Annotated in this window: 34 protein-coding genes and 2 tRNA genes; 29 read left to right on the plus strand and 7 right to left on the minus strand. The window is 62.2% G+C overall.

What is annotated here, in order from left to right:
* The first annotated feature begins 59 nt into the window (after positions 1-59).
* Positions 60-554 (plus strand): phosphopantetheine adenylyltransferase, encoded by a 495-nt coding sequence (locus tag BLV25_RS14025; protein ID WP_021074764.1) that lies wholly within the window; start codon positions 60-62, stop codon positions 552-554.
* A gap of 42 nt (positions 555-596) precedes the next feature.
* On the opposite strand, the gene BLV25_RS14030 is transcribed toward BLV25_RS14025, so the two are convergent.
* Positions 597-905 carry a hypothetical protein gene (locus BLV25_RS14030; protein ID WP_021074763.1) on the minus strand — a complete coding sequence of 103 codons (309 nt, stop codon included), beginning with the start codon at positions 903-905 and terminating at the stop codon, positions 597-599.
* A gap of 81 nt (positions 906-986) precedes the next feature.
* Here BLV25_RS14030 and BLV25_RS14035 point away from each other — a divergent pair.
* Positions 987-1,070 (plus strand) — tRNA-Leu (locus BLV25_RS14035).
* A gap of 228 nt (positions 1,071-1,298) precedes the next feature.
* Here BLV25_RS14035 and BLV25_RS14040 read toward each other — a convergent pair.
* Positions 1,299-1,369, minus strand: a tRNA-Gly gene (locus BLV25_RS14040).
* A gap of 348 nt (positions 1,370-1,717) precedes the next feature.
* Here BLV25_RS14040 and BLV25_RS14045 point away from each other — a divergent pair.
* Genes BLV25_RS14045 through BLV25_RS14175 form a run of 27 tightly spaced genes read left to right on the plus strand, consistent with a single transcriptional unit; the run spans position 1,718 to position 17,983 of the window.
* Complete coding sequence (locus BLV25_RS14045; RefSeq protein ID WP_049817772.1) at positions 1,718-2,569, plus strand: putative RNA uridine N3 methyltransferase; 852 nt, start codon at positions 1,718-1,720, stop codon at positions 2,567-2,569.
* Positions 2,570-2,579: 10 nt separating this feature from the next.
* Positions 2,580-3,596 carry a 50S ribosomal protein L3 gene (locus BLV25_RS14050; RefSeq protein ID WP_092734449.1) on the plus strand — a complete coding sequence of 339 codons (1,017 nt, stop codon included), beginning with the start codon at positions 2,580-2,582 and terminating at the stop codon, positions 3,594-3,596.
* Between the two features lie 3 nt (positions 3,597-3,599).
* Positions 3,600-4,346 (plus strand): 50S ribosomal protein L4, encoded by a 747-nt coding sequence (gene rpl4p, locus BLV25_RS14055; RefSeq protein ID WP_021074759.1) that lies wholly within the window; start codon positions 3,600-3,602, stop codon positions 4,344-4,346.
* Entirely contained in the window at positions 4,343-4,597 is a 255-nt protein-coding gene (locus BLV25_RS14060) for a 50S ribosomal protein L23 (RefSeq protein ID WP_021074758.1), read from the plus strand. Before rpl4p ends, BLV25_RS14060 begins: the two co-directional genes overlap by 4 nt.
* Complete coding sequence (locus tag BLV25_RS14065; protein ID WP_092734452.1) at positions 4,598-5,320, plus strand: 50S ribosomal protein L2; 723 nt, start codon at positions 4,598-4,600, stop codon at positions 5,318-5,320. It begins immediately after the preceding gene.
* Positions 5,317-5,742: a 30S ribosomal protein S19 gene (locus BLV25_RS14070; protein ID WP_021074756.1), complete on the plus strand. Its 426-nt coding sequence runs from the start codon at positions 5,317-5,319 to the stop codon at positions 5,740-5,742. Before BLV25_RS14065 ends, BLV25_RS14070 begins: the two co-directional genes overlap by 4 nt.
* 3 nt (positions 5,743-5,745) lie before the next feature.
* Complete coding sequence (locus BLV25_RS14075) at positions 5,746-6,225, plus strand: 50S ribosomal protein L22 (protein WP_021074755.1); 480 nt, start codon at positions 5,746-5,748, stop codon at positions 6,223-6,225.
* Positions 6,225-7,223 carry a 30S ribosomal protein S3 gene (locus tag BLV25_RS14080; RefSeq protein ID WP_021074754.1) on the plus strand — a complete coding sequence of 333 codons (999 nt, stop codon included), beginning with the start codon at positions 6,225-6,227 and terminating at the stop codon, positions 7,221-7,223. The genes BLV25_RS14075 and BLV25_RS14080 overlap by 1 nt, the downstream gene beginning before the upstream one ends.
* Positions 7,224-7,225: 2 nt before the next feature.
* Positions 7,226-7,435, plus strand: coding sequence for a 50S ribosomal protein L29 (gene rpmC / locus BLV25_RS14085; RefSeq protein WP_021074753.1), 210 nt, complete (start codon positions 7,226-7,228; stop codon positions 7,433-7,435).
* A gap of 40 nt (positions 7,436-7,475) precedes the next feature.
* On the plus strand, positions 7,476-7,988 hold the full coding sequence (locus BLV25_RS14090; protein WP_021074752.1) for a ribonuclease P protein component 1: 513 nt from the start codon (positions 7,476-7,478) through the stop codon (positions 7,986-7,988).
* The gene (locus tag BLV25_RS14095) at positions 7,979-8,323 is read left to right on the plus strand and encodes a 30S ribosomal protein S17 (protein ID WP_039401920.1); all 345 of its coding nucleotides are present in this window, start codon (positions 7,979-7,981) and stop codon (positions 8,321-8,323) included. The genes BLV25_RS14090 and BLV25_RS14095 overlap by 10 nt, the downstream gene beginning before the upstream one ends.
* On the plus strand, positions 8,323-8,721 hold the full coding sequence (locus tag BLV25_RS14100) for a 50S ribosomal protein L14 (RefSeq protein WP_021074750.1): 399 nt from the start codon (positions 8,323-8,325) through the stop codon (positions 8,719-8,721). Before BLV25_RS14095 ends, BLV25_RS14100 begins: the two co-directional genes overlap by 1 nt.
* A gap of 2 nt (positions 8,722-8,723) precedes the next feature.
* Positions 8,724-9,080 carry a 50S ribosomal protein L24 gene (gene rplX / locus BLV25_RS14105; protein ID WP_021074749.1) on the plus strand — a complete coding sequence of 119 codons (357 nt, stop codon included), beginning with the start codon at positions 8,724-8,726 and terminating at the stop codon, positions 9,078-9,080.
* The gene (locus tag BLV25_RS14110; protein WP_092734455.1) at positions 9,077-9,787 is read left to right on the plus strand and encodes a 30S ribosomal protein S4e; all 711 of its coding nucleotides are present in this window, start codon (positions 9,077-9,079) and stop codon (positions 9,785-9,787) included. The genes rplX and BLV25_RS14110 overlap by 4 nt, the downstream gene beginning before the upstream one ends.
* Positions 9,784-10,296 (plus strand): 50S ribosomal protein L5, encoded by a 513-nt coding sequence (locus tag BLV25_RS14115; RefSeq protein ID WP_021074747.1) that lies wholly within the window; start codon positions 9,784-9,786, stop codon positions 10,294-10,296. Before BLV25_RS14110 ends, BLV25_RS14115 begins: the two co-directional genes overlap by 4 nt.
* A complete protein-coding gene (locus tag BLV25_RS14120; protein ID WP_021074746.1) occupies positions 10,293-10,478 on the plus strand; it encodes a 30S ribosomal protein S14 in 186 nt (61 codons plus the stop codon). The genes BLV25_RS14115 and BLV25_RS14120 overlap by 4 nt, the downstream gene beginning before the upstream one ends.
* Positions 10,479-10,480: 2 nt before the next feature.
* Positions 10,481-10,873 (plus strand): 30S ribosomal protein S8, encoded by a 393-nt coding sequence (locus tag BLV25_RS14125; protein ID WP_021074745.1) that lies wholly within the window; start codon positions 10,481-10,483, stop codon positions 10,871-10,873.
* Positions 10,874-10,877: 4 nt separating this feature from the next.
* On the plus strand, positions 10,878-11,414 hold the full coding sequence (locus tag BLV25_RS14130; RefSeq protein ID WP_092734458.1) for a 50S ribosomal protein L6: 537 nt from the start codon (positions 10,878-10,880) through the stop codon (positions 11,412-11,414).
* Complete coding sequence (locus BLV25_RS14135; RefSeq protein WP_021074743.1) at positions 11,415-12,113, plus strand: 50S ribosomal protein L32e; 699 nt, start codon at positions 11,415-11,417, stop codon at positions 12,111-12,113. It abuts the gene before it with no gap.
* Positions 12,110-12,571 carry a 50S ribosomal protein L19e gene (locus BLV25_RS14140; RefSeq protein ID WP_021074742.1) on the plus strand — a complete coding sequence of 154 codons (462 nt, stop codon included), beginning with the start codon at positions 12,110-12,112 and terminating at the stop codon, positions 12,569-12,571. Before BLV25_RS14135 ends, BLV25_RS14140 begins: the two co-directional genes overlap by 4 nt.
* Positions 12,571-13,128 carry a 50S ribosomal protein L18 gene (locus tag BLV25_RS14145; RefSeq protein ID WP_092734461.1) on the plus strand — a complete coding sequence of 186 codons (558 nt, stop codon included), beginning with the start codon at positions 12,571-12,573 and terminating at the stop codon, positions 13,126-13,128. Before BLV25_RS14140 ends, BLV25_RS14145 begins: the two co-directional genes overlap by 1 nt.
* Complete coding sequence (locus BLV25_RS14150) at positions 13,121-13,768, plus strand: 30S ribosomal protein S5 (protein ID WP_021074740.1); 648 nt, start codon at positions 13,121-13,123, stop codon at positions 13,766-13,768. The genes BLV25_RS14145 and BLV25_RS14150 overlap by 8 nt, the downstream gene beginning before the upstream one ends.
* Entirely contained in the window at positions 13,768-14,232 is a 465-nt protein-coding gene (locus tag BLV25_RS14155; RefSeq protein ID WP_021074739.1) for a 50S ribosomal protein L30, read from the plus strand. Before BLV25_RS14150 ends, BLV25_RS14155 begins: the two co-directional genes overlap by 1 nt.
* Positions 14,229-14,720 (plus strand): uL15m family ribosomal protein, encoded by a 492-nt coding sequence (locus tag BLV25_RS14160; protein WP_021074738.1) that lies wholly within the window; start codon positions 14,229-14,231, stop codon positions 14,718-14,720. The genes BLV25_RS14155 and BLV25_RS14160 overlap by 4 nt, the downstream gene beginning before the upstream one ends.
* 2 nt (positions 14,721-14,722) lie before the next feature.
* Positions 14,723-16,189, plus strand: coding sequence for a preprotein translocase subunit SecY (gene secY / locus BLV25_RS14165; protein WP_092734464.1), 1,467 nt, complete (start codon positions 14,723-14,725; stop codon positions 16,187-16,189).
* Between the two features lie 52 nt (positions 16,190-16,241).
* Entirely contained in the window at positions 16,242-16,862 is a 621-nt protein-coding gene (locus tag BLV25_RS16960; RefSeq protein WP_143114464.1) for a hypothetical protein, read from the plus strand.
* Positions 16,859-17,983: a tyrosine-type recombinase/integrase gene (locus tag BLV25_RS14175; RefSeq protein ID WP_092734471.1), complete on the plus strand. Its 1,125-nt coding sequence runs from the start codon at positions 16,859-16,861 to the stop codon at positions 17,981-17,983. The genes BLV25_RS16960 and BLV25_RS14175 overlap by 4 nt, the downstream gene beginning before the upstream one ends.
* A gap of 275 nt (positions 17,984-18,258) precedes the next feature.
* On the opposite strand, the gene BLV25_RS16965 is transcribed toward BLV25_RS14175, so the two are convergent.
* The 5 genes from BLV25_RS16965 to BLV25_RS14195 form a co-directional block, all read right to left on the minus strand.
* Positions 18,259-18,792 (minus strand): hypothetical protein, encoded by a 534-nt coding sequence (locus tag BLV25_RS16965; RefSeq protein WP_143040839.1) that lies wholly within the window; start codon positions 18,790-18,792, stop codon positions 18,259-18,261.
* Between the two features lie 516 nt (positions 18,793-19,308).
* The gene (locus tag BLV25_RS16970) at positions 19,309-19,749 is read right to left on the minus strand and encodes a hypothetical protein (RefSeq protein WP_143114465.1); all 441 of its coding nucleotides are present in this window, start codon (positions 19,747-19,749) and stop codon (positions 19,309-19,311) included.
* The gene (locus tag BLV25_RS14185; RefSeq protein ID WP_092734477.1) at positions 19,746-20,582 is read right to left on the minus strand and encodes a ParA family protein; all 837 of its coding nucleotides are present in this window, start codon (positions 20,580-20,582) and stop codon (positions 19,746-19,748) included. Before BLV25_RS14185 ends, BLV25_RS16970 begins: the two co-directional genes overlap by 4 nt.
* A gap of 477 nt (positions 20,583-21,059) precedes the next feature.
* On the minus strand, positions 21,060-22,349 hold the full coding sequence (locus tag BLV25_RS16975; RefSeq protein ID WP_143114466.1) for a hypothetical protein: 1,290 nt from the start codon (positions 22,347-22,349) through the stop codon (positions 21,060-21,062).
* A gap of 696 nt (positions 22,350-23,045) precedes the next feature.
* Positions 23,046-23,495: a DUF6653 family protein gene (locus BLV25_RS14195; protein ID WP_092734483.1), complete on the minus strand. Its 450-nt coding sequence runs from the start codon at positions 23,493-23,495 to the stop codon at positions 23,046-23,048.
* Between the last annotated feature and the right edge of the window lie 54 nt (positions 23,496-23,549).

Raw genomic sequence — 23,549 nt, forward strand, 5'->3', positions numbered from 1 at the left:
GACCTGACCGCCGGGGACGGTTCGAGACCTTTTAAGGTGCGCCGACGCGACGAGCGGGTATGGACGTCGCGTTAGGTGGCACGTTCGATCCGATCCACGACGGCCACCGGAAGCTGTTCGAGCGCGCCTTCGAGCTCGGGGACGTGACCGTTGGGCTGACGAGCGACGATCTCGCGCCGAAGACGCGCCACGTCGAGCGGTACGTCCGCCCGTTCGCGGAGCGACGACGCGACCTCGAGGCCGAGCTCGAGCCGCTCGCCGCGGAGTACGACCGCGAGTACACGGTGCGCGAGCTCACGGAACCGACGGGCATCGCCACCGAGCCGCAGTTCGACGCGTTGATCGTCTCCCCGGAGACGAAGGACGGCGGGGAGCGGATCAACGAGATCCGTCGCGAGGCCGGCCACGACCCCCTCGAGGTGGTGGTCGTCGACCACGTCCCGGCCGAGGACGGCGAGCGCATCTCCTCGACCCGGATCGTCAAGGGCGAGATCGACGAGCACGGGAACCTCACGCCGGACCGCCAGGGACGCGAGGCGACCCGACCGAAGTGACTCGGCTCGGCCCCGGCCGCCATCCGCATCGGTTCGTTCCCGTCACCAGCTCGGCGGCGTGAACCCGGCCTCCTCGAGGACCGTTTTCCAGTGCGTGTGAACGCTGAGTCGCGTCACCGACATCGCGTCCGCGACCGCGGACTGCGGACGCTCCTGCCCGCGGATCAGCGCCGCGGCGTAGAGGCTGGCGGCGGCGACGGTCGCCTTCGACCGCTCGGCGTCGGGGACGTTCGAGAGGAAGAGGTCCACGGCCGTCGTGTGCACGGTCTCGTCGAGGTCGAGGGCGTCGGTCGCCTCGCCGATCCGATCGACCCACTCCTCGTTGGCGACGTGGTCGCTCGCCCGGTACATACGCCCCCTAGCGGCGTGCGATATATAAATGATCCCGCGGTTCGACAGGTTCTTGAGGAGCCTGCGAGTACCTCACGGCGCGCGCGGGTAGCCAAGCACGGAAACGGCGTAGCGCTTAGGACGCTATCCCGTAGGGGTCCGCCGGTTCAAATCCGGTCCCGCGCATCCTGCTGTGAACAACGTCGCGAGCAGCAGGTGCGCGCCGAGGATTTGAACCAGGGAACGGAGCGAAGCGGAGTGACTGAGGTTCAAATCCGGTCCCGCGCGTCCTGACCGGCGGTCGATGAGAACGGCAGAACCGCCAGGAACTCGGACGTATCCAGCCGCCCGGTCAGCTATGGGAGACTACTTCGCGGAAGGAAACCGCCGAAAACGATCGCGTCGGAAGGTGAGTGCACCGGCCGCGATTTGAACGCGGGTTGCAACCATGGCAAGGTTGCGTGATACCACTACACTACCGGTGCGTGCTTCGCATTCGATCCTAACTCGGGTTATAAATAAAAGCGTTCCGTTCCACGTCGCCCTCGGTCCGCGCTACCAGTCACCCGGATCGCCCGACGGAAACGTGACGAAATCCGACAACACACGCGCAATCACTCCTGTATTCCCATTTCGTAGTGGCTCGGGAGGCGCCATCCCGACACGTCCGTCGGCCGCATCACGCACCCGAACCTGCGACCGATCGCCACGGTCGCGATCCCCGGCAACGCCTCTCAACAGGCGTGTGAACGGCCCACAGTCCCGAACTCCGACCGCTACCCTTTTACGCTCGGATCAGGAATACGGGGTACAGTCTGGTGACGGGACGATCCATGGACGGACTCACGCTCTGTGTGCCGTCCTCGATCGTTCGAGAGGCCGAGGACGAACGCGAGGCGACTCGCAAGCTCGGCACCGTAGCCCGCGCGGCTGCGGTCTTCTCGGCGACCCGGCTCGTCGTCTTTCCCGATCGGGAAGGCGAACGACGTCGGGGCGGCGAGTTCGTCGAAACCGTGCTCCGGTACGCCGCGACGCCCCCCGAGCTCCGAACGGATCTCTGGGGGCGTCGCGACGAGCTGGCGTACGTCGGCGTGCTCCCGCCGCTTCGTGTCCCGTCACGGACCGGCTCGCCCCCCGACGGGGACGAGTCGTCAACACAGGGACTCGTGACCGAGGTCGGACCTGACGGCCGCGTTCGGGTCAATTCCCCGCTGGGGGAACACCCGATCTCCCTGCTCGTTCCCGACGGACTGTCGGTCGAGCGGGGGGAGCGCGTCACCATCAGGATCTCTTCGAGAGAACCGGTCCGCGCCCGCATCACCGGGAAGCCGGAGGACGGTTTCCAGGTCGTTGGCGCGGACCTTCCGGAGGTGCTCGCCGACGGCGGGCTCGCCATCGCGACGTCACGACACGGGGAGCCGCTCTCCGTGTCGCGGCTCGCCGAACTCGCCCCGCGGGTGCAGGAGGCGGACGATCCGGTCGTCGCCTTCGGCGCGCCCGGCAGAGGGCTTCCGGAGATCCTCGGGGTCCGCCCCGAGGACGTCACGGCCGCAGCCGGCGGCCCCGTCGAACCCGATCCGGGGTTCGACCTCTGGCTCAACACGATCCCGCAGCAGGGAAGCAAGGTGGTGCGAACGGAGGAAGCGATGTTCGCGTCCCTCGCGTCCCTCACACTCACGGAGTAGGAGTAAACACATGCCACAACCAAGCCGACCACGCAAAGGCTCGCTGGGCTTCGGACCGCGCAAACGCGCGTCGAGCGAGGTGCCCCGCATCCGCTCGTGGCCCGACGACGACGGAGCGCCCGCGCTCCAAGGGTTCGCCGGCTACAAGGCCGGAATGACCCACGTCGTCATGGTCAACGACGAGGCCAACTCGCCGCGTGAGGGAATGGAGGAGTCCGTTCCCGTCACCGTGGTGGAGACGCCGCCGATGTACGCGGTGGCCCTGCGCGCCTACGAGGACACGCCGTACGGAAAGCAGCCGGTGACGGAGGTCTGGACGAGCGAGTTCCACGACGAGCTCGACCGGACGCTCGACCTGCCGGCCGAAGACACCTTCGAGGAGGACGCCGAGGAGCTGGACGCGCTCCTGGAGGCGGGCGACGTCGACGACGTTCGCGTCATCACCCACACCGCCCCGGACGAGCTCTCCAACGTCCCGAAGAAGGAACCCGACGTGATGGAAACCCGCGTCGGCGGCGGCTCGATCGACGAGCGCGCCGAGTTCGCCCTCGATCTCGTCTCGGACGGCGGCGCCCACGAGTTCGGCGACGTCTTCCGCGCCGGCGAGTACGCCGACGTCTCCGGCGTCACGAAGGGCAAGGGAACCCAGGGCCCCGTCAAGCGATGGGGCGTCCAAAAGCGGAAGGGCAAACACGCCCGCCAGGGATGGCGCCGCCGGATCGGAAACCTCGGTCCGTGGAACCCCTCCCGGGTCCGCTCGACGGTTCCCCAACAGGGACAGACCGGGTACCACCAGCGCACCGAGCTCAACAAGCGCCTGATCGACTTCGGCGAGGGCGACGAGGCCTCCGTCGACGGCGGCTTCGTCAACTACGGCGAGGTCGACGGGTCGTACGCGCTCGTCAAGGGCTCGGTCCCGGGGCCGGACAAGCGACTGATCCGATTCCGTCCGGCGATCCGACCGAACGACCAACCGCGCCTCGACCCCGAGGTCCGGTACGTATCCACCGCATCCAACCAGGGATAACCCATGAAGGCAACAGTACGAGACCTGGACGGCGAGGACGCGGGGAGCCTTGAGCTGCCCGCCGTCTTCGAGACCGCGTTCCGCCCGGACCTCATCCGGCGAGCGGTCTCCGTCGCACAGGCCAACCGAAAGCAGGCGTACGGCGCCGACGAGTTCGCCGGGCTTCGAACCCCGGCCGAATCGCCCGGCTCCGGCCGCGGGATGGCACACATCCCACAGGAGAACGGCCAGGCACGCCGCGTTCCCAGCGCCGTCTCCGGACGCCGTGCCCACCCGCCGAAGGCCGAGAAGGACCAGTCGAAGGACCTCAACGACAAGGAACGGAAGCTCGCCGTCCGCTCGGCCATCGCGGCCACCGCGGACGCCGAGACCGTCGCCGAGCGCGGCCACGCGTTCGACGAGGACCTCGAGCTCCCGCTCGTCGTCGCCGACGAGTTCGAGGACCTCGAGAAGACCCAGGAGGCGCTCGCGTTCCTCGAGGCGGTCGGCGCCGACGCGGACGTCGAGCGCGCCGAGGAGGGGCGGTCGGTCCGCGCCGGTCGCGGGAAGACCCGCGGTCGGAAGTACAAACAGCCCAAGTCGCTGCTCGTCGTCACCGCCGAGGAGCCCTCGCGCGCCGCGCGAAACCTCGCGGGCGTCGACGTCGCGACCGCGGCGACGGTGAGCGCGGAGGACCTCGCGCCCGGAACCCATCCGGGACGGCTCACCGTCTGGACCGAGAGCGCGATCGCGGAGGTGGCCGACCGATGAGCACGATCATCGAGCACCCGATCGTCACGGAGAAGGCGATGGACGAGATGGACTTCGACAACAAGCTCCAGTTCCTCGTTCACATCGACGCGACGAAGGGCGACGTCCGCGACTCCGTCGAGGACCGCTACGACGTCACGGTCACGAACGTGAACACGCAGATAACGCCGAAGGGAACCAAGAAGGCCACGGTGACGCTGTCCGCCGAGGACGACGCCACCGAGGTCGCCTCCCGAATCGGGGTGTTCTAGATGGGACGACGAATTCAGGGACAACGACGCGGACGCGGCGGCCCGACGTTCCGGGCCCCCTCGCACCGCTACAAGGCGGAACTGTCGCACAAACAGAACGAGTCGACCGGCACCATCGATGGCGAGGTCGTCGGCATCGAGCACGACCCGGCCCGTTCGGCCCCGCTCGCGGAAGTCGAGTTCGAGGACGGCGACCGGCGGCTCGTGCTCGCGCCCGAGGGCGTCTCGACCGGCGAGACGATCCAGATCGGCGTGAGCGCGGAGATCAAGCCCGGGAACACGCTGCCCCTCGCGGAGATCCCCGAGGGCGTTCCCGTCTGTAACGTCGAGAGCCAGCCGGGCGACGGCGGCAAGTTCGCCCGTGCATCGGGCGTCTCGGCCACCCTGATGACCCACGACCGCGACGTCGCGGTCGTCCAGCTGCCGAGCGGTCAGGTCAAGCGGCTCAACCCGCAGGCGCGCGCCACGATCGGCGTGGTCGCCGGCGGCGGCCGCACGGAGAAGCCGTTCGTGAAGGCCGGCAACAAGCATCACAAGATGAAGGCGCGCGGGACGAAGTACCCGCGCGTTCGGGGCGTCGCGATGAACGCCGTCGACCACCCGTTCGGTGGCGGCGGCCGACAGCACCCCGGACAGCCGAAGTCCGTCTCGCGGGACGCCCCGCCGGGACGGAAGGTCGGCGACATCGCGTCCAAACGCACCGGACGCGGGAGCAACAAATGAGCACGGAATACCGCATCGGCCGCGAGGGCGAGGAGTTCGCCTACCGCGGTCACACGCTCGAGGAGCTGCAGGAACTCGATCTCGACGAGGTCGCGGAACTGCTTCCCGCACGCCAGCGGCGAACCATCGAACGAGGACTGGGCACCGAACAGCGCAAGCTGCTCGAGACCGCCCGCCAGCGCACCGAGGAGGGGACGGCCGACGATCCGATTCGGACCCACCTCCGTGACATGCCGATCCTGCCCGAGTTCGTCGGGCTGACCTTCGAGGTCTACACCGGCCAGAGCTTCGAGCGCGTCCGAGTACGGCCGGAGATGATCGGTCATTACCTCGGCGAGTTCCAGCTCACCCGAACGTCGGTCGAACACGGACAGGCCGGCATCGGCGCGACCCGGTCCTCGAAGTTCGTGCCTCTCAAGTAACCCATGGGAATCAACTACAGCATCGAGGCCGACCCGGAGACAACCGCCAAGGGGATGCTCCGCGAGCGGCCGATCAGCCTGAAGCACAGCAAGGCGATCTCCCGTGAGATCAAGGGGAAGACCGTCTCGGAGGCCGAGACGTACCTGCAGGCCGTCATCGACGAGGAGCAGTCGGTCCCGTTCCGCCAGCACAACAGCGGCGTCGGGCACCGCTCCGACATCGACGGCTGGGACGCCGGGCGCTACCCGGAGAAGGCCTCCAAGGACTTCCTCAAGCTCCTGGAGAACGTCAAGAACAACGCGACCGAGCAGGGCTTCGAGGGCGACCAAATGGTCGTCACGCACGTCGCGCCCCACAAGGTCGGCGAGCGGCCGGGGCGCCAGCCCCGTGCGTTCGGCCGTGCCTCGCCGTGGAACACGACGCTCTGTGACGTCGAGCTCATCATCGAGGAGGCCGAGGCGGCCGCGGAGGACACCGAATAATGGCAGACGAACATCAATTCATCGAGAACGGCCTACAGCGGGCCCAGATCGACGAGTTCTTCGCGGACGAGCTCGGTCGTGCCGGCTACGGCGGGATGGACATCGCCAAGACGCCGATGGGTACCCAGATCGTCCTCAAAGCCGAGAAGCCCGGAATGGTCATCGGCAAGGGCGGCAAGAACATCCGAAAGATCACCTCGACGCTCGAGGATCGGTTCGACATGGACGACCCGCAGATCGACGTCCAGGAGGTCGACGAGCCGGACCTCAACGCCCGGATCGTCGCCGACCGCCTCGCGAACGCCCTCGAGCGCGGCTGGTACTTCCGGAAGGCCGGCCACACGACGATCGACCGGATCATGGAATCCGGCGCGCTCGGCGCCGAGATCGTCCTGTCCGGCAAGGTCACCGGAGCGCGCTCGCGCGTGGAGAAGTTCAACCGCGGCTACATCAAACACAACGGCGAGCCCGCCGAGGACGTCGTCGACGAGGGACAGGGCGTCGCCGTGATGAAGCTCGGGACGATCGGCGTGACCGTCAAGATCATTCCCCCGGGCGCGGAGCTGCCCGACGACTTCGGCGTCCGCGAGGACGTCGAGGCGCCGGAGGTCGAACAGACCGTCGAGGAGGAGGGCGTCGAGTCCCTCCTCGAGGAGGAACCCGAGGAGATCCCGGACGTCGGGGCCGACGAGGACGTCGAGGTTCCGACCGGCGAACCTGAGGGCGTCGAGGAGGGCGCCGAGGAGGACCTCGACGAGGAGATCGTCGAGGAGGTCATCGAGGAGACCCAGGAGACCTCCGCCGAGGCGACCGACACGGCGCCCGCGGAGCCGGTCGACACGGCAACTCCCGACGAGGACGTCGAAGAGCTCGACGAGGACGTCGAGGCGGAAGCCGAGGCGCTCGTCGACGAGATGGAGTCCGCGGCGGAGTCCGAGGAGTCCGATGCGGAGTCGGACGCCGAGGAAACGACCGCTGACGACGAGGAGGAGGCCTAACGATGGCGATCCTCTACCCCGACGAGATCCGCGACATGACCGCGGCCGAACGCGAGGTCGAGCTCGAGGAGCTCGAGACCGAGCTGCTCAACCTGAAGGCCCAGCAGGCCGCCGGCGGGATGCCCGAGAGCCCGGGCCGCGTCGGCGAGCTGAAGCGGACGATCGCCCGGATCAAGACGATCCAGGGCGAGGAAGGCGACCTCGACGAGTAGCGACCCGAACACACACGAAACCACAACGAAACGATCGACGATGCTCACGCCCGAAACCCTCACGCGACACGAACTCGTCGGCCTCCCGGTCCGGGTGGCCGACGCCCGCAACGCCGACAGCGTCGGCCTCGCGGGTCGTGTCGTCGACGAGAGCCAGCGAACCCTCAGCGTTCGCACGGCCTCGGGCGACAAGCGCGTTCCCAAGTCCGGAACGACCTTCGAATTCGGAATCGTCGATCGACCGCGCGTCGGCCCGTCCGGCGACGCCCGGTCGCGGTCCGCGACGCCGGACGATGCGCCCACAGATGAAGCCGCCGGCGACCGCAAGGTCCCGGGGTCCACGTTCGAACTCGGACCGGATACTGCGGGGGTCCGCCCCCGTCAGTCCCGTCCGTCCGACCCGGCCGCCGCGGGGGAGTCCCCCGCCGGCGACGGGGCGGCGAGCCGCTCCCTCGGCGAGTGCGAGGACGTGGTCTACGTTACGGTGGATGGCGATACACTGCTCTCACGACCCGCCGAACGCACCGAACGAGGTGTCTCAGTATGGCGATAGGAATTGACGTCCCAATGCCTCCGGAACCTGACAACCCGGAGGAGTACGACTACGAGAAGTGTCCGTTCTACGGACAGCTGTCCGTCCGCGGCCAGACCCGTGAGGGAACGGTCGTGTCGACGGACATGACAAAGACCGTCATCGTCGAGCGGGAATACGACGTCTTCGTGCCGAAATACGATCGGTACATGAAGCGTCGCTCGCGCATCCCGGCCCACGTGCCGGGCGTGCTCGATCCCCTCGAAGTCGGTGACGAAGTAACGATCGCGGAGACGCGACCCCTCTCGAAGACCAAATCCCACGTCGTCGTCGAAGTGCTGGACGGTGATGCCTGATGGAGGCGCTGAAAGCCGACGTCACGCAGGGACTCGAGAAGGGCTCGCTCATCACGTGTGCCGACAACACGGGAGCGCGCGAGCTCAAGGTCATCAGCGTGCAGGGGTACTCCGGCACGAAGAACCGCCACCCCAAAGCGGGGATCGGCGACAAGGTGACCGTCTCGGTCACGAAGGGGACCCCGGAGATGCGACGCCAGGTGCTCGAGGCGGTGGTCGTCCGACAGCGGAAGGCGATCCGCCGACCCAACGGCACCCGCGTCCGCTTCGAGGACAACGCCGCCGTCGTCATCGACGACCTCGAGGAGCCGCGGGGCACGGAGATCAAAGGCCCCATCGCCCGCGAGGTCGCCGAGCGCTTCGGCAGCATCGCGTCCACCGCGACGATGATCGTCTAACCATGACGCGACAGCCACGCAAACAACGAAACCAGACGGAGAACGCCCCGCTCCACGAGCGGCAGCGACGGGTTCGGGCGACGCTCACCGACGAGCTTCGCGCGGAGTACGACCAGCGGAACGTCCGCGTCAACGCGGGCGATACGGTCGAGATCCTGCGCGGCGATCACGCCGGCGAGGAGGGAGAGGTCGTCGACGTCGACCTCCGCGCCGAGACCATCACGGTCGAGGACGTCACCGTCGAGAAGTCCGACGGCGAGGAGGTTCCTCGCCCGCTTCCGGCGAGCAACGTCCGCGTGACGGACCTGAACCTGGAGGACGACCGCCGCGAGGCGCGGCTCCGGGAGGATAACGAATGACGAACCATCAGAAACGACTGGCAGTACCGAACTCCTGGCCGGTCGAACGCAAGACGGACACGTTCACCGTCAAGGCGGGCGCCGGCCCGCACGGCGAGTCCGGCGTGCCGCTTTTGATCCTGTTGCGGGACGTCCTCGAGTACGTGGACACCCGCAAGGAGGCGCGCTACGCGCTCAATCAGGATTCCGTGTTGGTGAACGGCGACGCCGTCTCCGACGAGGAGCGGCCGATCGGGATGTTCGACATCCTGGCGTTCGCCGAACGCGAGGAGTACTACCGCGTCTTCCCCGACGAGGGGGGTCGGCTCGCGCTGACGCCGATCGACGCGGACGCGGCGGACAGCCGCCTCGGCAAGATCGTCTCCAAGACGACGGTGAACGGGGGCGACATCCAGCTCACGCTGCACGACGGCACGACGCTGCACCTCGACGCCGAGGACGCCGGCCAGTACAGCCCGAAGGACTCGATCGTCGTCGACAACGAGTCGAAGGAGATCGTCGCCCACTTCGGCTACGAGGAGGGCGCGCTCGTGACCGCGGTCGCCGGCCAGCACGCCGGCCAGATCGGCACGATCGAGACGATCGACGTGACGCTCGGGTCCGGCGACAACGCCGTGACCGTCGCGACCGACGACGACGCCTACGAGACGGTCGAGGAGTACGTCGTCGTCATCGACGAGAACTTCACCGGAGGTGACGGGGAATGAGCGCCGCACAGGAGATGCGGGAACCCTACATCGAGAAGGTCGTCGTCCACATGGGCGTCGGCGAGGGCGGTGAACCCCTCGCTGACGCGGAGGACATCATCGAGGCGATCACCGACCAGCAGTCAGTCCGCACGACGGCAAAGCGGACGGTCGGCGAGTTCGACATCCGCCAGGGCGACCCGATCGGCACCAAGGTGACGCTCCGCGGCGAGGACGCCGAGGCGTTCCTCGAGACCGCGCTCGAGCTGACCGAGCTCTCGAGCTCGCAGTTCGACGACCGCGGCAACCTGAGCTTCGGGGTCGACGACCACACCGACTTCCCGAGTCAGGAGTACGACCCGAACGTCGGCATCTACGGGCTCGACGTGACGGTGACGATCGTGCGCCCGGGCTACCGCGTCGCCAAGCGGGACACGGTCACGCGATCGATCCCGTCGTCACACCAGATGACGCCCGCCGACGCGCGGGAGTTCCTCGAGTCCACCTTCGAGGTGGAGGTCGAAGAATGAGCGAGACAGAGACAGAAACCGAACAGGAAACGGGCGAACACGCCGCCAAGCGCACGACCCAACAGGTCGAGTGCCGCCGCTGCGGCCGCAAGCAGGGGCTCGTCGGGAAGTACGACATCAACCTCTGCCGACAGTGTTTCCGCGAGGTCGCCCGAGACATGGGATTCAGGAAGTACAGCTAACGATGGCAGGCAACGATCCACTCTCCGACGCGCTGGCCGGACTCGACAACGCCGAGCGCGTCGGGCATCTGTCGTACACGGTAGAGCCCGCCTCCAACGTCATCGGCTCCGTCCTCGAGGTCTTTTACGACCGCGGGTACGTCGACGAGTTCGAGTTCGTCGACGACGGCAAGTCGGGACGCTTCGAGGTCGAACTGAAAGGCGCGATCAACGAATGTGGCGTCGTCAAGCCCCGCTACTCGGCGGGCGCCGACGAGTTCGAGAAGTGGGAGAAGCGATTCCTCCCCGCCCGTGACTACGGGGCACTCATCGTGACGACGAGCCACGGCGTGATGAGCCACTACGAGGCCCGCGACCAGGGCATCGGTGGCCAAGTGATCGCATACGTATACTGAAACTATGAACAGAGTCGAAATCGACATTCCGGACGACGTCTCCGCGGAGATCGACCATCTCGACCTCACGGTCGAGGGACCGAACGGCAGCGTCACGCGCCGCCTTTGGTACCCCGACGTCGAGGTCACGGTCGATGACGGCGCGGTCGTCATCGCGGCCGACGCCGAGGACGCGAAGACGAACGCGACCGTCGGCACCTTCGAGAGCCACGTCGCCAACATGATCCACGGCGTGACCGAGGGCTGGGAGTACAAGATGGAGGTCTTCTACGCCCACTTCCCGATGCAGGTCACGGTGGAGGGCGACGACGTGGTCATCGAGAACTTCCTCGGTGAGAAGGCGGCCCGACGGACGCCGGTCCGCGGCGACACGGACGTACAGGTCGACGGCGAGGAGATCACGCTCTCCGGCCCCTCCAAGGAGGACGTCGGACAGACCGCCGCCGACATCGAACAGCTAACCCGCGTTTCCGACAAGGACACGCGCGTCTTCCAGGACGGCGTGTACATCGTCGAGAAACCCAAGGCAGGTGGCGTCTAAATGGCAGACGAACTCGAGGACATCAGCGGCGTCGGCCCCTCGAAGGCGGACGCGCTTCGCGCGGCCGGCTACGAGACGGTCGAGGACGTGAAGGCCGCTTCCCAGTCCGAGCTGGCCGAGGTCGACGGCGTCGGCAACGCGCTCGCCGCGCGTATCAAAGCCGACGTCGGCGGGCTCGAGGTCGACTCGGAGACGGAAGCCGAGATCGAGGAGGAAACCGACGAGGAATCGGCCGAGGAGGCCGAAGCCGACGTCGAGACCGAGCTGCAGCCCCGCGGTCACGCCGACAAGACGCCGGATCTCGACGACGAGACGGCGCGCTCGCTGGCGCAGAAGCACCGCGAGGGCAAACCGCAGTTCAACCGACAGGACTACCACAAGAAGAAGCGCGTTCCCACCTCCTGGCGGAAACCGCGCGGCAACCTCTCGAAGCAGCGCCGCGGGATCAAGGGCAAGGGCGACACCGTCGAGGCGGGCTTCCGCTCGCCGACCGCGGCCCGTGGCCTGCACCCGAGCGGCTTCGAGGAGGTCCGCGTGCACAACACGGACGACCTCGAGGGCGTCGACGGCGACACCCAGGCGGTCCGCATCGCCGGCTCCGTCGGCGCGCGCAAGCGTGAGCGGATCGAGGAGGTCGCCGAGCAGGAGGAGATCCGCGTGCTCAACCCGACCTACGTCGAAGTGGAGGTCGAAGAATGACGGATCTGAGCGCACAGAAGCGGCTCGCCGCCGACGAACTCGACGTCGGGAAGGGCCGCGTCTGGTTCGACCCCGAGGCACAGGAGGAGATCGCGGACGCGATCACGCGCGAGGACGTTCGTGACCTGATCGACCAGGGCACGATCCGCGCCACGGACGCCAAGTCCAACTCCCGCGGCCGGGCCCGCGAGCGCGACGAGAAGCGCTCGTACGGTCACCGGACCGGTGCCGGTTCCCGCAAGGGCAAATCCGGCGCTCGCAAAAGCGACAAGGACGACTGGATGGCGCGCATCCGCGCACAGCGCGCACGTCTCAAGGAGCTCCGGGACGAGGAGGAGGTCCTCGATCCCTCGGAGTACCGGACGCTGTATAACAAGGCCAGCGGCGGCGACTTCGACGACGTCGCTCGGCTCGAGGCGTACATCGAAACGCAGTACGGATACGAGGTGAGCGACTGATGGCAACAGGACCACGATACACGGTGCCGATGCGCCGTCGTCGCGAGGTTCGGACGGATTACCACCAGAGGTTGCGCCTGCTGAAATCGGGCAAGCCTCGCCTGGTCGCCCGGGTGAGCAACGCTCACGTCAGGGCGCAGCTGGTTACCCCCGGACCGAACGGCGATGAGACTCACGTCGCGTCCTCGAGCGAGGATCTCGATGCGTACGGCTGGGAGGCTCCGACGGGGAACCTTCCCAGCGCGTACCTCACGGGATACCTCCTCGGCGGACGCGCCGTCGCGGACGGCTTCGAGGAAGCCGTTCTCGACATCGGTCTCAACACGGCGACGCCCGGCAACAAGGTGTTCGCAGTACAGGAAGGAGCGATCGACGCGGGACTGGAGATCCCCCACAGCGAGAGCGTGCTGGCCGACTGGTCGCGCAATCGCGGCGAGCACATCGCCGAGTACGCCGAGCAGCTCGAGGAGCCGCTCTACAGCGGGGACTTCGACGCGGCCGAACTACCCGAGCACTTCGACGACGTGCTCGCCACGATCCAGGAGGACTATGAGTAGAAACAACGACGGCTGGGAACCGCGAACGCGGCTCGGCCGCAAGGTACAGGAGGGCGAGGTTTCCTCGATGGAGCAGGCGCTGCAGTCCGGGCTCCCGCTCAAGGAACCCGAACTCGTCGACCAGCTCCTGCCGGGGCTGGAGGACGAGGTCCTCGACATCAACATGGTACAGCGGATGACCGACTCGGGGCGCCGCGTGAAGTTCCGATGTGTCGTCGTCGTGGGGAACCGCGACGGCTATCTCGGGTACGCGCAGGCCCGCGACGAACAGGTCGGCGGCGCGATCCAGAAGGCGATCGAGGTCGCGAAGCTGAACGTGATCAAGGTCGACCGCGGCTCGGGCTCGTGGGAGGACCAGCCCGGCGGCACGAACTCCCTGACGCGACGTGCCGAGGGGAAGGCCGGCTCGGTCACCGTCGAGATCAAGCCCGCCCCGCAGGGGCTCGGGCTCGCCGCCGCGCCGACGGTTCGACACATCCTCGAGCTGGCGGGCGTCCAGGACGCCTGGACGAGCTCGAACGGCAACACGCGAACGACGGTCAACCTCGCGAAGGCGACGTTCAACGCGCTGGAGAACGCGGCGCAGTCGCGAACCCCCCAGCACGCACGCGAGGTCCACTACGACGAGGTGAGCGAGTGATGCAGGCGATCGTGCAACTGCGTGGCGACGTGAACATGAACTACGAGGTGAAGGACACCCTCGAGATGCTCAACATCGGTCGCGTCAACCACGCCACGTTCGTCCCGGAGACCGACGCGTACAGCGGAATGATCACCAAGGTCAACGACTTCGTCGCGTTCGGCGAGCCGAGCCACGAGGCGGTCGCCGAGACGATCGAACGACGCGGCGAGCCCCTCGAGGGCTCCGCGGACGTCGACGACGAGTGGGTCGCCGAGCACACCGACTACGACGACGTCGAGTCGCTCGCCGACGCGCTCATCGCCGAGGAGACGACGCTGCGCGATCAGGGTCTCTCGCCGGCCGTTCGGCTGCACCCGCCGCGGGGCGGCCACGACGGCGTCAAACACCCGGTGATCGAGGGCGGCGAACTCGGACGCCATTCCACCGAGGAGATCGATTCGCTGCTGGAGGCGATGCGATGACGGACAAGAAGAACCGCCAGCGCGGGTCCCGAACCCACGGCGGCGGCACCCACAAGAACCGGCGCGGCGCCGGCCACCGTGGCGGCCGCGGCGCGGCGGGACGGTCGAAACACGAGTATCACAACTACGAGCCGCTCGGGAAGTACGGCTTCAAGCGTCCCGACGGCGCGCAGGACGACGTCCGAGAGGTCACCGTCCAGAAGCTCGACGAGGACGCGGCGCTGTACGTCGCGGACGGCCTCGCCGAGGAGGACGGCGACACGGTCGTCATCGACGCGCGTGACGTGGCCGAGGACGGTCACGAGGCGGACGTCGTCAAGGTGCTCGGCGGCGGCCAGGTCCGCGGGCAGCTCCGCGTGACGGCCGACGCCTTCACCGCCGGCGCGCGCGAGTTGATCGAGGAGGCGGGCGGCGAGGCCGTCCTCTCCGAGCGCGCCGCGGAAGCCGAATCAGAAGACACATCCGACGCCGAGGACGACGACGCGTAACCATGAGCTGGAAGGACGCCGCCGAACCAGTGCTCACGCGGATGCCGACGGTCCGGCGTCCGGAGGGCCACGTCCCGTTCAAGCGGAAGCTGGCGTGGACGGCCGCGATCCTGATGGTGTACTTCTTCCTCACCAACATCAACCCGTTCGGGTTGATGGCCGGCCAGAGCAGCGACTTCTTCGGCCAGTTCCGGTCGATACTGGCCGGCGAACACGGGTCGCTGCTGCAGGTCGGCATCGGGCCGATCGTCACGGCGTCGATCGTCCTGCAGCTGCTGGGCGGCGCGAACCTGCTCGGCCTCGACACGAACGACCCCCGCGACCAGGTCCTCTATCAGGGCCTCCAGAAGCTGCTCGTGATCATCGTGACGGCCCTGACGGCCGCGCCGATGGTCTTTACGGGCAACTTCCTGCCGGTCGACACGACGGTCGCGAGCGCGCTCGGGGTCAGCACGTTCGCCGTGCAGCTGATCATCTTCGCGCAGGTGTTCGTCGGCGGCGTGCTCATCCTGTTCATGGACGAGATCGTCAGCAAGTGGGGCGTCGGGTCCGGCGTGGGCCTGTTCATCATCGCCGCGGTCAGCCAGCAGATCGTCGGCGGGTTCTTCAGCTGGTCGGCGGTCGGCCAGGTCGGCTTCTTCGCCGGCTGGTACGGGATCCTCTTCGGGGATCTGACGATCGGGTCGGTGTTCACCGCCGACGGACTCCAGAGTCTCCTCTTCGAGCCCGGGAACCTCCTCGCGCTGTTCACCACGGTGTTCATCTTCGTCGTGGTCGTGTACGCGGAGTCGGTCCGGGTGGAGATCCCCCTCTCGCACGCTCGCGTGAAGGGGGCCCGGGGTCGCTTCCCGGTGAAGCTCATCTACGCGTCCGTCCTTCCGATGATCCTCGTTCGCGCGCTGCAGGCGAACGTCCAGTTCCTCGGGCAGATCCTCAACCGGACGTGGCAGGGGATGCCCGCCTGGCTGGGCGTCTACGGCGATCAGGGCCAACCCGTCTCCGGGTTCTTCTACTACGTCAACCCGATCCAACAGCCCCAACAGTGGATGTGGTTCCTCGGCGAGACGGCCGCGGAGCCGTGGATGATCGCGATCCGGATCGCGATCGACCTGACGTTCATGATCGTCGGCGGCGCGATCTTCGCCATCTTCTGGGTGGAGACCACCGGGATGGGCCCGGAGGCGACCGCCCAGCAGATCCAGAACTCCGGGATGCAGATCCCCGGGTTCCGCCGCAACCCGCAGGTCGTCGAAAAGGTGATGGAGCGGTACATTCCGCAGGTCACCGTCATCGGCGGCGCGCTCGTCGGGCTGCTGGCCGTGATGGCGAACATGCTCGGCACCGTCGGCGGCGTCTCCGGAACCGGGCTGCTGCTTGCGGTCTCGATCACCTACAAGCTCTACGAGGAGATCGCCGAGGAGCAGCTGATGGAGATGCACCCGATGATGCGCCAGATGTTCGGCGAATAGGGACCACAATGTGTCCCCAGCGTTTATTTAGTAAGTCCGTGTAGCCGCCGGTATGCCAGACGGGGCTCACAAGAAGGTCAAACTCAACGTGAGAGTCACTTCCAGTAAGAAAGAGGAGTGGCTGGACAGTTTGAATGATGATGAAAATCTTTCATCACTCGTTCGTCGTGCGGTCGACAAGGAGATTAATGACGAGTATATCCCAAAGAAAGCGATCAATAATCTCTCTGGGAATACTGGCCAGGCCGACGTTGATCTCTCACCACTTCTGGATCAAATCGATGATCTCCAACGCTCCGTGACCTCTGTTGAAAACAAGATCGATACGATCTCTGTGACTCAAGCAGACGAGGGAGAGGACGAAGACATAGAAGAACTCGCTATGGATCTTCTCCCCCGCCTTCCGACATACCCTAATGATATTCCCAACGATGTACTCGAAGGTATGGGTGGGATTGGTGAACGAAGTCCACGAGAATTTATTTTGTACATAATGGAAGCACGCCAAGAAATCTCCCATCTCTCTATTGATGGGAGTGCTCAAAGGCTCTCATCCGAAATAAGGGAACCAACATACCTCGTCAAAGAGGCACTCTGTTATCTCGAAAACAGCACGACAGAGAACGTGCACAGCGCGATCATTGATGGTACCCGTCACTGGATGCGGCTATGAGAAACGACAAAGGCCAGTACGCGAGTCCCGCAGACAAACAGATTTCGGGGGAAATGGAAGAGCTACTCGGACGGTACCTCGAAAGCTTACGGGAGCAAAAAGACCGGACAAAGGATTCGACGGTCAATACACGTCGGCGTGAAGTACGATACTGGTTAGCCTTCTGCGAATCGAACGACATCGACCCCCTTGCTGCCACTACCGAGGATGTCAGAGGGTATATCCAATTGAATTCTAATCTGGCCGATACGACTGTTGGTTCGTACTATCGGTCAGTACAATCGTTTTACAGCATCGTTGCGAATGACGCCAGAGACGATCAGCTTGAGCTCGTTAATGGACATCCTTGTGAGGATAGTAATACGATTGATCTGAAGGATGATTATAACATCTATGAAAATAAAGCCGAGTACAAGATCCAGCATGACCTCACTGCGAGCAATAGTGATGAATTGCGGGAAGGTACGAGTGAGGTCCTAGCACTCAAGCCGGAACAGGTGGAGTCTCTGTTTGATGCCGTCCCGGGGAAAACGCCTCAAGCAAAGCTTCGAAACGAGATCGCAGTCCGGCTAAACTGGTATACCGGATGTCGTAGTGTGGAACTGTCGCGCCTAAAGATTGAGAATATCGACTGGGAAGAATGCAGTATTGATGTTAGGAGCGCAAAATTAAGCGTGAAAGAAAACAGCGGATTGATTCGCCGTGATGTGTACTTCCCAGAGGAGTTCAGGTTCCAGTTAAAACGGTGGTGTGAAAGAATCCGGCACGCATTTTCGGCAGAAGCTATGCCGGATTCTGGGAATATCCTCGTCACAACTCATAACGATGAGATGTCTGGTCCCCAGATCAATGATGTCGTCAAGAAAGCAGCTCGGAACGCAGAGGTCCAGCGACCGCTACGCCCACCTAATCCTGATCCAGATGACGAAGTCAAAGAGTGGTTTGTAACCACCCATCGCATCCGACGATCTGCAATTTCACACTGGGTGAACGATTGTGAGTCATTGGGTCTTCATCAGGTGAGAAGAATCGCCGGTCATGCTCGTATTGAGCAGACAATGGAATATGTTGAAGATGATGACGACCAGATAGCAGTAGACTATCAGAAAGCGATGCGATGACATCTTCTGCGCCGTTAACGGCGCAGTTTCCCAAGCGTTAGGATATTGCTCGTCCCGCACTAGGAGTGACGTATGAGTGTACAGAAACGGGAGATGATGGCGACGCCAAATTCATCCAGATTGCAGATAAGGGAGCTACAACGACCGATGAAGATGGAAACGCCAAGCAAAGGTGGGGCGAAAGAGCTTGACCAAAGTGCAGAAGTCAACGACGGATAGCGATCAGTACTGTCGTTCACAGAACCAAATTTGGTTTAGCCCAGATGAAACCAGAGTTAATCATACCGCTCCACCAAATCCTCTACTGTTCTTCCACGCTGTTTAATAGCTCGGATATGCTGTCTTTTCAAATTGATTTTCCCCGGTGATCGGATTATTTCCAGTGCTTCACCATACTTTGTGCCTTCAGTGTCTCTCCGAACATACCCTACCCAGTCCATCTGTTCATAATCTTGCAGGAACGTATTGTATCCCTCTTCAAGGACAAGTTCAGGCCGGATCTGTGCGGCAGTAGCTGCCCTACACAGGCACGCAACAGAATCACGTAATGACCGCTGCATCGCCGGGTTCGCTTTCGAATGGTCAGGATTAGATTCGACAAGATGTTCAAGAGTAGCTTCAATAATACTTTTTCCACCAGGGAAGCCAGAGGCAAGATCACCTTCACGTGGAATTCCTAGCTCGTCTTCATACCCATGCCCTACCATCCCGTACGTATCCCGCGGAGCATACCCAGGTATAGGATCATCTCCAGGTTTCTCTGGTCTGTGCTCGTCTTCAAACGTTGTTCGAAGTTCGCGTGTTGGCATTTGCTCATAGATGAGTGATAGATCGTGGATAGCGGCCCGGAGCCGTTTCCTGATTTTGTACCGGAACGCTCGGTCAGCATCACCTGACTTGTCAACGTTCCCTCGGAGATAGTCGCGTTGTTGCCGGGTTAAGATCGCTCCCGGACGCTGATATTCTGATGGCCCCATGTGAACGAATGCGTTCACGCCGTCAAAATACTACCGGCGACCTGACGCAGAAGTATGAGTAACCGACTGGAGACGCCAAGCAGACAAATTTCTTGGATAGGACTTGTAGTCGTCGTTGTGTCGTTGGTAGCCACTTCGTGGTTTATGGGATGGGAAAAAACTGGGATCGGTCTTGCGGCAGTCTTGATTGCGCTTTGGGAAGCTCGAGAGTAGCCGTGAACCCTGTAGTGAGCGATCTATGAGCCCCCTATACTGGGTAATTGAATGTGTGGAAGACTCCAACTGCTGAGGATTTCAATAGAGTCGCTCTAGTGAATCACTCTGTAATCTTCGTGCTAATTGTCTCTTCTACTCTTCGCGGAATCGGTAGCCCCACTCGCGGAGTTCATCAGCAACTTCATCGAGATGTTCAGCCCCAACTCGAACCAAAGCCTCTCGAAGATCAATAAGAGAGACATCGGACCCAAGCTCCTGTTCAACGGCTCGTAAGGCATCTTTCTCAGTTGCTTGTGTCTCCTCGCGTAGAAAGTACTGAGTTGCTTTCCGCTCACTTTTGACGCTCGATCGGTCGAAGATATAGGGTAGATCTTCCACACTCTCTTCCGTTGAAGTCGGCTGTAGTTCTTGATCAGGCGAAGAGTCAGTACCGACGTTCGGCTGCGGAGACGAACCGGCTGTCCCACCCACATCTTCATTCGGTTCTTCGGATTCTTTTGATTGCTTTTCGTCGTCGTCGGTATCAGTAGCAAACGGGTCACTGCCTGCTCCTGATTTCATTCCGTCCGTCATTGATCTCCCACCTCTTCGATGTGTGCTGCAAGGTCACGTAGTTTATCTAATGTCTCGACCTCGTAGTCGCGCCGCCCAGATCGGTGATAACCGACGTAGTAAAACGCAGTACATTGTTGATCCCAGCACCCCTCAAAGAGAGAGGACCGATCACGTAGCGCGACAGGTGCGTCGTACCCGAGGTCCTGAATCTCGGCAAGATACTGTTCTTGGTTGGATGTGCTACCAATCCCATTCGGAACAACTGCAAGAATGCCTACGTTGAAACCGAGCGTATCTTCAAGATTCACTACCATATCCTCAAGGCCCTCAACTGATTGTATCCCTTTCCCTGTTGGTTCCACAGGAAGTACCAACGAGCGTGTTGCTGACACAGCGTTATACAACTGGGGTCCAGCTGTTGCCGGTGGATCTACAATAACCGTATCGTACTTGTCCGGGATACCGGCAGCAGAAAGGACTTGCCGTAGTTGATCGTTCGGAGCAAACTCCTCATCGAGATCCTCGGCTATTTCCTGCGCCTTCGTGAGCAGTTGTGGCAAGTTCTCAAGCATATCGTGTGATGGGATGACATCGAAGTCATACGGAGTGTCTTGGATCAGATCACTGAACTCACCTTTCGGGCGATCAATGAGGTGCCGAGCGATATTATCAGCTTCACCATCATCACGGGATGCTGGGATGCCAAGTAGGTACGTCAGCGATCCTTGCTGTGGATCCAGGTCGATAACAAGTACATCTCGCCCTTGTTGGGTATGGGCGTCGGCTAGGTTCGCCGTGAGGGTCGTCTTCCCGACTCCCCCCGCCTCGGAGTACGTAGTATACGTGAGCATAGACACGAATAAGACCCAGACACTTTTAAAAGTTAGACTAACAAGTTATACTGAATAGTTAGACTAACAGGTTATACTGAGTAGTTAAACTAATAGGTTATACCAACTACCAACAAGCACCAGTTGGACTAAACAAGCCCGAAATAACGAGTTGAACGGGGAAGAAATATGACCAACAAATCGACTTTCTACTTAGAAGTTGTTATCACCGCGCCATCGTGGAGATCTATAGAAAACACACTATAATTATAACAACCCAATTCCACCTCTGTCACCCATTGTTGAGGAATTCTTAATACAAATATTGTGAACTATTACTGATAGAACCGGTGAGAGGGAGCATCTTCCGGAGTTGAAACCAAGTGCGGAATGGGGTGTACCCCCCGAATATAGTGGAACGCAGAGCTTCCTGAAAACCAGTATAATACATACTATAGACCCCATTCAGAGGGTAGAACGAAACGTGCGGAAGTAGAATTACCAGGAAATTGAGGTTACGCGATCAGCATCAATTCCAGGGCCATCCCGGCCGAGCGTGTTCCGCCACAGCGTGGTAGTTGTCTCCCAATCCGAAACAGCCCAGTCGTGCTCCTGGGCTTGATACGCCTGTCGGATTTGTTTTTGACCATCAGCAATTTTGAAGTCAGAGTTGAAGGGACCGCGTGGGAGTTGACCAAGACCCTTCTTGTGCCAGTGATTGAAGATGCGGTATGCGGTTTTCCGCGAATCAAACACCACATACGGAATGACTCCTCGTCTGCTCAAGTCGCGTAATTTCTCATACGTTCGCCGATGGAGCTTCCAGTTATGATGACCAGTCATCACCTCACCGGCATATAATTGATCGTCTTCATCCTGGCTGAGAATATCAACTTTGTAGCCAGCGAGATCATAATATGTCTCAACCTTTCGACCGCGGCAGACTTCCTGGAGTGCTGTCAGCCCAACAGAGAATCGGTGAACTAGTCCTTCGTTCAGGTCACCACGTAGCTCCGGGAAGTCAGAATGTCGATTGATCAGGGTACGACAGCGTTGGGTCGGTGCGTACCAGATTTTCTTCCGCAGGATTCGTACCGGCTTCAGATAGGTAGATTGCTCCTGCTCGTACCAGTCATATTCACCAAAGGCTGCAGCGAGCTTAGGGTCAGCCTGCGGATCAACCACCAATCGCCGCAGATCTCCCTGATCAAGATCTCCAAATAGAGCCATCCAGTCAGGACACTTGTCCAGTAACAAGTGCTGGCCACGCACTTCGTCACCATTCCATAAGTGCGCCAGTCGCTGTAGTGCCTGTTTCCGATCTGTGGTCAGGGAAACCGGTTGGGTGTAATCATTCGTCGCGTTGATTTCGACGGTCCCGTCTGCCGGAGTTCGCTCAGGACGGGCCCACGGTGGGAGTTCTTCTACGTCTATCTCTTGGCGGATCGGATTATAACCATATCGCGCTTGTAGGTACTCCTCGGTCACCCACGCAACGTGCGGCGCTGGAAACGAATTCTGGATCAAGAACAGTTCATCCACGTCAGCCGGATACCCGGGATCAAATCCTTGTAGCGGCCAGACATTTGGGTCTGGATCGTCCGGATTCGGGTTGAAGTCTCCAAAGTCTGCCGGTTGGGACTTTAGCTCGTGGACAGTTCCACGGGGCTGTTCTGGGAATATAGTACGGATGTCTCTCCCAGGATAGTCTAACCGTCTTGTCTTCTCGCGCCAGTCATCCCAATCGGCCCCGGAGTCATCCGGGGTGAACGGGGGTCCAGTCGACATATAGACGGTAACCGTCATTCGCTTAAAAGGATAAGCCATATGTGGGAACACAGCGGCAGTTGACGCTCGTCACGACTACGAGTGAACCACCGATGAAAAGGGGGGAGAGTGTGGGAAACGTGGGGGTCGGGAATGCGGGCAACGGGCCGACTGTAATACTGCCCGCAAGAGCATATGAGAACCGGCGGATAAAGAAATCGGCTAACGATTAAAATCCGCTTTGAGCTATTCAAGTCTTATACCGTGGATCGTAGCGTTCGGTGGATTTTAGAGTGCTATAGAAGAGTTGCCACACCTATAGAGGAATCGCTCAACACAGCGGACTCACGGATCGGTCAGTACAGGGGACCACTTTTCGGTAGGTACTTTGCTCGATTCTCTGGATTTGCGATATGGTTTCCCACGAGAATCAGAAGCTGGTCGCCTCTGCTGTGGTAGCCCTTGCTGTTCTTGTCGCCCTTCGGACATTGACGAATTTTGGGTTGTTGTTGAGGTTTACAATTGTCGTCGTTGCCATAATCGCTGTACAATCTGTTTTCGAACGGGTGTATCAGTAAGCAGCTCTCGGCGACTGGCTGTTTCAGGCGAGAATATGTCTGAAGAATAGGATTTCAACAGAGCCGACTGTTACTATATACTGAGCACGGGGGCTTGTGACGATAATTCTGGGGACGGTCAAACAGTCAGTCGGATGACTCATTTGCCTCGTGTTTTCTCTTTCTCCGCATCGTATCGACGGACGAGTGCCGCGACATACCACAGTTTCAGCGCCATCGAAACAACACCTGCGAGCATAGTGTGACGTGGGCGCTGCCGATATGCAGCGATGAATGCGTATCCAGCCACAGGGATATTGAGGACGTTGAGGACGTTTGGATAGGACAGCTCAAAGATCGGCTGTCCATACTCTGTCGTCCACCACCGTTCGGCCAGTACCACGCGCGTCATCCACGCCTGGTCATCCGTCGGCGGGGAGAACAGAATCGGATTGAGGGCGGTGAAGACGACAGCAGCACCGGCGACTCTCCATCGTCGCTGATACACGGCATACAGAAGCACGGGGAAGACGAGCATTCGGCTCCACCCGCTTTTCGGGTTCGAATGCCGATTCCAGAACGTCTCGCTGAACTCGCCAACCGATTCCATACACACGTACGGTTCTCAGATCACAAATACCTGAGTACGCGTCCCGGGTACCCG

The sequence above is a fragment of the Halopenitus persicus genome (assembly GCF_900107205.1).
In the GTDB taxonomy this organism is placed as follows: Archaea; Halobacteriota; Halobacteria; order Halobacteriales; family Haloferacaceae; genus Halopenitus; species Halopenitus persicus.

Excerpts from the sequence above, each read along its gene's own strand:
- secY (WP_092734464.1), top strand. The coding sequence starts at position 14,723 with ATGAGCTGGAAGGACGCCGCCGAACCAGTGCTCACGCGGATGCCGACG.
- BLV25_RS14070 (WP_021074756.1), top strand. The coding sequence starts at position 5,317 with ATGAGCACGGAATACCGCATCGGCCGCGAGGGCGAGGAGTTCGCCTAC.
- BLV25_RS14025 (WP_021074764.1), top strand. The coding sequence starts at position 60 with ATGGACGTCGCGTTAGGTGGCACGTTCGATCCGATCCACGACGGCCAC.
- BLV25_RS14075 (WP_021074755.1), top strand. The coding sequence starts at position 5,746 with ATGGGAATCAACTACAGCATCGAGGCCGACCCGGAGACAACCGCCAAG.
- BLV25_RS16970 (WP_143114465.1), bottom strand. The coding sequence starts at position 19,749 with ATGACGGACGGAATGAAATCAGGAGCAGGCAGTGACCCGTTTGCTACT.
- BLV25_RS16975 (WP_143114466.1), bottom strand. The coding sequence starts at position 22,349 with ATGTCGACTGGACCCCCGTTCACCCCGGATGACTCCGGGGCCGATTGG.
- BLV25_RS14185 (WP_092734477.1), bottom strand. The coding sequence starts at position 20,582 with ATGCTCACGTATACTACGTACTCCGAGGCGGGGGGAGTCGGGAAGACG.
- BLV25_RS14160 (WP_021074738.1), top strand. The coding sequence starts at position 14,229 with ATGACGGACAAGAAGAACCGCCAGCGCGGGTCCCGAACCCACGGCGGC.
- BLV25_RS14030 (WP_021074763.1), bottom strand. The coding sequence starts at position 905 with ATGTACCGGGCGAGCGACCACGTCGCCAACGAGGAGTGGGTCGATCGG.
- rplX (WP_021074749.1), top strand. The coding sequence starts at position 8,724 with ATGACGCGACAGCCACGCAAACAACGAAACCAGACGGAGAACGCCCCG.
- BLV25_RS16965 (WP_143040839.1), bottom strand. The coding sequence starts at position 18,792 with ATGCCAACACGCGAACTTCGAACAACGTTTGAAGACGAGCACAGACCA.
- BLV25_RS14080 (WP_021074754.1), top strand. The coding sequence starts at position 6,225 with ATGGCAGACGAACATCAATTCATCGAGAACGGCCTACAGCGGGCCCAG.
- BLV25_RS14090 (WP_021074752.1), top strand. The coding sequence starts at position 7,476 with ATGCTCACGCCCGAAACCCTCACGCGACACGAACTCGTCGGCCTCCCG.
- BLV25_RS16960 (WP_143114464.1), top strand. The coding sequence starts at position 16,242 with ATGCCAGACGGGGCTCACAAGAAGGTCAAACTCAACGTGAGAGTCACT.
- BLV25_RS14125 (WP_021074745.1), top strand. The coding sequence starts at position 10,481 with ATGGCAGGCAACGATCCACTCTCCGACGCGCTGGCCGGACTCGACAAC.
- BLV25_RS14120 (WP_021074746.1), top strand. The coding sequence starts at position 10,293 with ATGAGCGAGACAGAGACAGAAACCGAACAGGAAACGGGCGAACACGCC.
- BLV25_RS14195 (WP_092734483.1), bottom strand. The coding sequence starts at position 23,495 with ATGGAATCGGTTGGCGAGTTCAGCGAGACGTTCTGGAATCGGCATTCG.
- BLV25_RS14140 (WP_021074742.1), top strand. The coding sequence starts at position 12,110 with ATGACGGATCTGAGCGCACAGAAGCGGCTCGCCGCCGACGAACTCGAC.
- BLV25_RS14100 (WP_021074750.1), top strand. The coding sequence starts at position 8,323 with ATGGAGGCGCTGAAAGCCGACGTCACGCAGGGACTCGAGAAGGGCTCG.
- BLV25_RS14115 (WP_021074747.1), top strand. The coding sequence starts at position 9,784 with ATGAGCGCCGCACAGGAGATGCGGGAACCCTACATCGAGAAGGTCGTC.
- rpl4p (WP_021074759.1), top strand. The coding sequence starts at position 3,600 with ATGAAGGCAACAGTACGAGACCTGGACGGCGAGGACGCGGGGAGCCTT.
- BLV25_RS14110 (WP_092734455.1), top strand. The coding sequence starts at position 9,077 with ATGACGAACCATCAGAAACGACTGGCAGTACCGAACTCCTGGCCGGTC.
- BLV25_RS14150 (WP_021074740.1), top strand. The coding sequence starts at position 13,121 with ATGAGTAGAAACAACGACGGCTGGGAACCGCGAACGCGGCTCGGCCGC.
- BLV25_RS14095 (WP_039401920.1), top strand. The coding sequence starts at position 7,979 with ATGGCGATAGGAATTGACGTCCCAATGCCTCCGGAACCTGACAACCCG.
- BLV25_RS14060 (WP_021074758.1), top strand. The coding sequence starts at position 4,343 with ATGAGCACGATCATCGAGCACCCGATCGTCACGGAGAAGGCGATGGAC.
- BLV25_RS14175 (WP_092734471.1), top strand. The coding sequence starts at position 16,859 with ATGAGAAACGACAAAGGCCAGTACGCGAGTCCCGCAGACAAACAGATT.
- BLV25_RS14130 (WP_092734458.1), top strand. The coding sequence starts at position 10,878 with ATGAACAGAGTCGAAATCGACATTCCGGACGACGTCTCCGCGGAGATC.
- BLV25_RS14145 (WP_092734461.1), top strand. The coding sequence starts at position 12,571 with ATGGCAACAGGACCACGATACACGGTGCCGATGCGCCGTCGTCGCGAG.
- BLV25_RS14135 (WP_021074743.1), top strand. The coding sequence starts at position 11,415 with ATGGCAGACGAACTCGAGGACATCAGCGGCGTCGGCCCCTCGAAGGCG.
- BLV25_RS14155 (WP_021074739.1), top strand. The coding sequence starts at position 13,768 with ATGCAGGCGATCGTGCAACTGCGTGGCGACGTGAACATGAACTACGAG.
- BLV25_RS14045 (WP_049817772.1), top strand. The coding sequence starts at position 1,718 with ATGGACGGACTCACGCTCTGTGTGCCGTCCTCGATCGTTCGAGAGGCC.
- BLV25_RS14050 (WP_092734449.1), top strand. The coding sequence starts at position 2,580 with ATGCCACAACCAAGCCGACCACGCAAAGGCTCGCTGGGCTTCGGACCG.
- rpmC (WP_021074753.1), top strand. The coding sequence starts at position 7,226 with ATGGCGATCCTCTACCCCGACGAGATCCGCGACATGACCGCGGCCGAA.
- BLV25_RS14065 (WP_092734452.1), top strand. The coding sequence starts at position 4,598 with ATGGGACGACGAATTCAGGGACAACGACGCGGACGCGGCGGCCCGACG.